This is a genomic window from Arthrobacter sp. TB 26, assembly GCF_000427315.1.
Classification (GTDB): Bacteria; Actinomycetota; Actinomycetes; order Actinomycetales; family Micrococcaceae; genus Arthrobacter.
This window is the reverse complement of record NZ_AUPJ01000250.1, coordinates 2,970-7,512: the sequence shown is the minus strand read 5'-3', so window position 1 is coordinate 7,512 and position 4,543 is coordinate 2,970. Positions and strand designations below refer to the sequence as shown.

Genomic DNA, 4,543 nt, shown 5'->3' with positions numbered 1-4,543 from the left:
CCGCGCCCTCGCGCTCTCGGCCGCGCAGGAGCGCGTCGCCAAGAGGCTGGAAGAAGCCCGGACAGACGTCGCCAAGCAGCTGCAGGCCGTCTCCTCCGTGCCCGGCGTCGGGGATCCCTCCGGCGCTGTGTACCTCGACGTCAACGGCTGACCCGGCCCGGAAGAAGAGCCGGAAACAGCCGCCGAAACGCCCGGCGGAAAAACCTGCAAAACGTGTTGTGTTTTCTGCTAACGCGCGGCTGACCAGTGCCGATAACCACTGATAGAGCACGGATCGCTCGTTTAACGGCCACGGATCGGCCACTTCTTACCATCCCAGGCAGGACTCTGTGCTCGAATCCGTGACTTCCGCCGCCCTGGCCAGCGCCATGGACGGCCTCGCGCTGCGCCAGCGCGCCATCGCGAACAACATCGCGAACGTCAACACGCCGAACTACCACGCCAAGCGCGTCAGTTTCGAGGCAGCCCTCGCCGACTCCGTGAAGTCCGGGGACGGCACCGTTGGGGCCACCACAGGCACGTCGCTCGAGCCCACACAGCTGAACGGCAACAACGTCAACCTGGACACCGAGACCCTCTCCAACATCGACACCGTGCTGCGTTTCCAGTTCGCCGCCCGTGCCATCGGCGGGGAATTCAATGCCGTGCGCGCCGCGATGAGGACCAACTGATGACCTTTGACGCCATCGGCATCGCCGGCTCAGCCCTGACGGTGCACCGCAAATGGCTCGACGCCGTCTCGGACAACCTTGCCAACATGAACAACGCCTCCAGCACCAACGGACCTGCCTTCCAGGCCAGGTACGTGGAGGCCGCCGAAGGTTCCGAGGGCACGGGCGTCTACGTCAAGAGCACCCAGCTCGGCAGCGGCGAAGGCCGCATCGTCTACCAGCCGGACCACCCCCTCGCGGACGCCGACGGCAACGTGAAGTACCCGGACATCGATATGGCCGAACAGATGGGCGCCCTCATCATCGCCCAGCGCGGTTACCAGGCCAACGCGCAGGTTGTGGACCGCGCCCGCGAGACCTACCTGGCCGCCCTTGAGATTGGAAGATCCTGATGCCTGTTTCCCCCGTCGCCCCCGTACAGGGCGTTATGCCCACCAACTACGTTTCCGGCGCCGGCGCGGCCACCGGCACTGACGGCTCCGCTTTCGGTGCCTCCCTCACCGGGGCGGTGGACAACCTCCAGCAGCTGCAGTCGACGTCGAAAGAGCTCGCCGTCTCCGCGGTCACCGGCAACCTGGATGACATCCACAACGCCACCATCGCGGCCAGCCGCGCCCAGATCACCCTCGAGCTTGTGGCAACCGTGCGCAACAAGGGCGTTGACGCGTTTAACGAGATCATGAGGATGCAGGCCTGATGCCACCGCAGATCACCGGCTTCTTCCAGCGCTTCGGAGCGGGCCTCAAAGGATTCACCACCGGCCAGCGCACTGTCGCCGTGATCGGCGCTGCCCTCCTGGTGGTCGGCATCATCGCCCTGTCCGCCTGGCTCTCCAAGCCCACCATGACGCCGTTGTTTTCCGGCCTCAAGGACACTGACGCCAACGGCATCGTGGAGCAGCTGCGCAAGGACAACGTCCCTTACGAACTCAGCGACGGCGGCTCCACCATCCTCGTACCGGAGGCCAAGGTCTACGACGAGCGCCTCAAGGCCGCCGCCGCGGGGCTCCCCACCGCCGCTGCCACGGGCTATTCGCTGCTGGACAAGATGGGTGTCACCTCCTCTGAGTTCCAGCAGTCGGTCACCTACAAGCGGGCCCTCGAAGGCGAGCTGGCGAGCACCATTTCCGCCATGGACGGCGTGAAGACCGCCGCCGTCCGCCTCGCGATTCCGGAAAAGACCGTCTTCGTCTCCAAGACCCCGGACACCACGGCCTCCGTCTTCGTGGAAACCGCCCCCGGCTCCACACTCTCCGGCGACAAGGTCCAGGCGATCGTCCACCTGACCTCGGCCGCCATTGAAAACCTCAAGCCGGCCAACGTTTCCGTGGTCGACTCCCAGGGCAACGTCCTCTCCGCCGTCGGCGCCGGCGCGGCGGGCTCGGCGTCCAAGCAGGCAACCGACTACCAGCAGCGCACCTCCGACGCCGTCAGGGCCGTCATGGACCGCGTGGTCGGCCCCGGAAACTCCACCGTGGCCGTGGCCGCGGACGTCACGGGCGAATCCGCCCAGCAGAAAAGCGAAACCTTCACCAATGCCCAGGGCGCCTTGCCGCTCAGCGAGTCCTCCAAGACCGAGAAGTACACCGGCACCGGGGGAGGCGCCGCGGGCGTCCTGGGACCGGACAACATCGCGGTTCCCGGCGGCACCAGCGGAAACGGCAGCTTCGACTCCTCCACCGAGACCAAGAACAACGCCGTCAACAAAGTCACCGAGGACCGCGTGATCCCGGCGGGCGCCGTCAGGCGGCAGACCATTTCCGTCGCCGTCGACCAGGCCGCAGCCGGCGGACTCAACCTGGCCTCACTGACCTCGCTGGTCACCGCCGCCGCCGGCGTCGACGCTGCCCGCGGCGACGTAGTGACCGTCGAAGTGGTGCCGTTCAGCACCGCGGCCGCGGACCAGGCGGCCGCGTCCCTCGATGCGGCCAAGGCCGATCTTGAAGCACAGAAGCAGTCCGCGTTCTTCGGAACCCTGATCACAGCGGGCAGCATCCTGTTGGGCCTGCTGATTCTGGCCCTCGTCATCGCGATGGTGCTGCGCCGCCGGCAGAAGCGCGAACCGGTGGATCTCGGCGAACGCCTCGACCTGGAGATGATGCCGGTCATGCCGACCGTCACGGCGCTGCCCCCGGCGCCTGAGACGTCGGCCATCCCGATCACGGCCCTGCCGCCGATGGTGCCGCCGCCTGCCCAGGTGGAGGCTGAGCGCCGCCGCTTCGAGATCGAGAACATGGTTGCCGCCAACCCGGAGAAAGCGGCCGACTACCTGCGCGGCCTCATGGATGACAGGCAGCCGGTATGAAACTCGCGGATTCGACCCTGACCGGCACCCAGCGGGTCGCCGTCGTCCTCATGCAGATGAGCCCGGCCAACGCCGCGAAGGTGATGGCACAGTTCAACGACGCCGAGGCCGAGGACATCGCCGCCGAGATCGTCCGGCTCCGGAAGGTGGATCCCGAGGTCGCCGAGCAGATCATGAAGGACTTCCACGAAGCGGCGATGTCCAGTCCCCGGCAGGCCCGGGGCGGCCGGGAACTGGCCGAAGGCCTCCTGGAAGCGTCCTTCGGCTCGGAGAAGGCCGCCGGCCTGCTCAACCGGCTCACGGTGAACATGGCCGGCAAGTCCTTTGAGTTCCTGGAAGACATCGAACCGGTCCAGATCCTCGCCCTGATCGACGGCGAACTGCCGCAGACCATCGCCCTGGTCCTGGCGCACCTCAGCCCGCGCAAGGCCTCCGCCGTGATGTCCGGGCTGCCCGGTTCGTTGCGGGCCGACGTCGCCCTCAGCATCGCAACGATGGGTTCCGGCGCACCGGAGGCCATCGGCATTGTGGCCGACACCCTCAAACTGCGCGGCGGCGCGGCCGTCTCGCAGCAGGCCTCCAAGGTGGTGGGCGGCATCCAGCCGCTGCTGGAAATCATCAACCGGACCGACGCAGGCACCGAACGCTCCGTGCTGGACGGACTGGACCTGCTGGATCCGGACCTCGCCGTGGAGATCCGCGCCCAGATGGTGACGTTCGAGGACATCGTGAAGCTGGAACGCCGCGATGTGCAGCTGGTCCTGCGCGGCCTCGACGCCTCCGTGCTGGCCGTGGCCATGAAGGGCGCCTCGGAGCCTGTTCTGGAGACCATCACCACCAACGTGTCCGGCCGCAACCTGGAAATCCTTGAATCCGAAATCGCCGCCCTCGGTCCGCTGCGCGCCTCCCAGATCGAGGAAGCCCGCGCCGCGGTGGTCCGGTCCATCCGCGAGCTTGAGGCCGATGGCCAGATCACGATCCAGCGCGGGGACGAAGAAGACTATGTCTACTGACGGGACCGCCACCGACAGCGGCCCGGCCCGGATCATCTTCCCCTCGCTGCGCGCGAGCGGACCTGCCAGCGAACAGGCAGGCTACACCGAAGGGCACGCCGCCGGTTACGCCGCCGGCGTCCGTGCCGCCGCCAAGGAACAGCGCCGCTGGCGTGACCGCATGGCTGCCGAGCAGGCCGCCTCGCTCGCTTCCGGGCAGCAGGACCTCGACCGCGCGGTCCGGGCCCTCGCCGTGGCCCGGACGGACTTCGCCCACCGGAACGTCCAGGCCCTGCACGACGCCGAGGAGGTCCTCGCCCGGACCGCACTGGAACTCGCCGAGGCGATCCTGGGCTACGAACTGGCTCACGGCACGAGGACGGCCCGCGCCGCCCTGGACCGCGCCTTGTCCGGAAATGACGCCGCCACCGTGCTGGCCATCCGGCTGAACCCGACCGACATCGAGGTCCTCGCCAAGGAAGGCCAGGACCTGCCGGCCGGGCTGCCGCTGCGCGCGGACCCGTCGCTCAACCGCGGCGACGCCAAGGTCGAATACCAGCAGGGCTGGCTCGACGC

Annotated in this window: 6 protein-coding genes (1 of these 6 running past the window's edge); all 6 read left to right on the top strand. The window is 68.0% G+C overall.

Annotated elements, in window-relative coordinates:
* Window positions 1-329: 329 nt before the first annotated feature.
* Tightly spaced (each overlapping or abutting the next), the 6 genes in view from K789_RS0109130 to K789_RS22715 form a layout consistent with a single transcriptional unit that may run on beyond the window.
* Window positions 330-671 (top strand): flagellar basal body rod protein FlgB, encoded by a 342-nt coding sequence (locus K789_RS0109130; protein WP_024366496.1) that lies wholly within the window; start codon window positions 330-332, stop codon window positions 669-671.
* The gene (locus K789_RS0109125) at window positions 671-1,063 is read left to right on the top strand and encodes a flagellar basal body rod protein FlgC (protein ID WP_024366495.1); all 393 of its coding nucleotides are present in this window, start codon (window positions 671-673) and stop codon (window positions 1,061-1,063) included. The genes K789_RS0109130 and K789_RS0109125 overlap by 1 nt, the downstream gene beginning before the upstream one ends.
* Window positions 1,063-1,368 (top strand): flagellar hook-basal body complex protein FliE, encoded by a 306-nt coding sequence (gene fliE, locus K789_RS0109120; protein ID WP_024366494.1) that lies wholly within the window; start codon window positions 1,063-1,065, stop codon window positions 1,366-1,368. Before K789_RS0109125 ends, fliE begins: the two co-directional genes overlap by 1 nt.
* Entirely contained in the window at window positions 1,368-2,975 is a 1,608-nt protein-coding gene (gene fliF / locus K789_RS0109115) for a flagellar basal-body MS-ring/collar protein FliF (RefSeq protein WP_024366493.1), read from the top strand. The genes fliE and fliF overlap by 1 nt, the downstream gene beginning before the upstream one ends.
* The gene (fliG, locus tag K789_RS0109110) at window positions 2,972-3,988 is read left to right on the top strand and encodes a flagellar motor switch protein FliG (RefSeq protein WP_024366492.1); all 1,017 of its coding nucleotides are present in this window, start codon (window positions 2,972-2,974) and stop codon (window positions 3,986-3,988) included. Before fliF ends, fliG begins: the two co-directional genes overlap by 4 nt.
* Window positions 3,978-4,543, top strand: partial view of a FliH/SctL family protein gene (locus K789_RS22715; RefSeq protein ID WP_051180972.1) — the 5' portion only. 199 nt of this gene lie beyond the right edge of the window; the window shows 566 of its 765 coding nt (coding positions 1-566); the start codon lies at window positions 3,978-3,980; the stop codon falls past the right edge of the window. Before fliG ends, K789_RS22715 begins: the two co-directional genes overlap by 11 nt.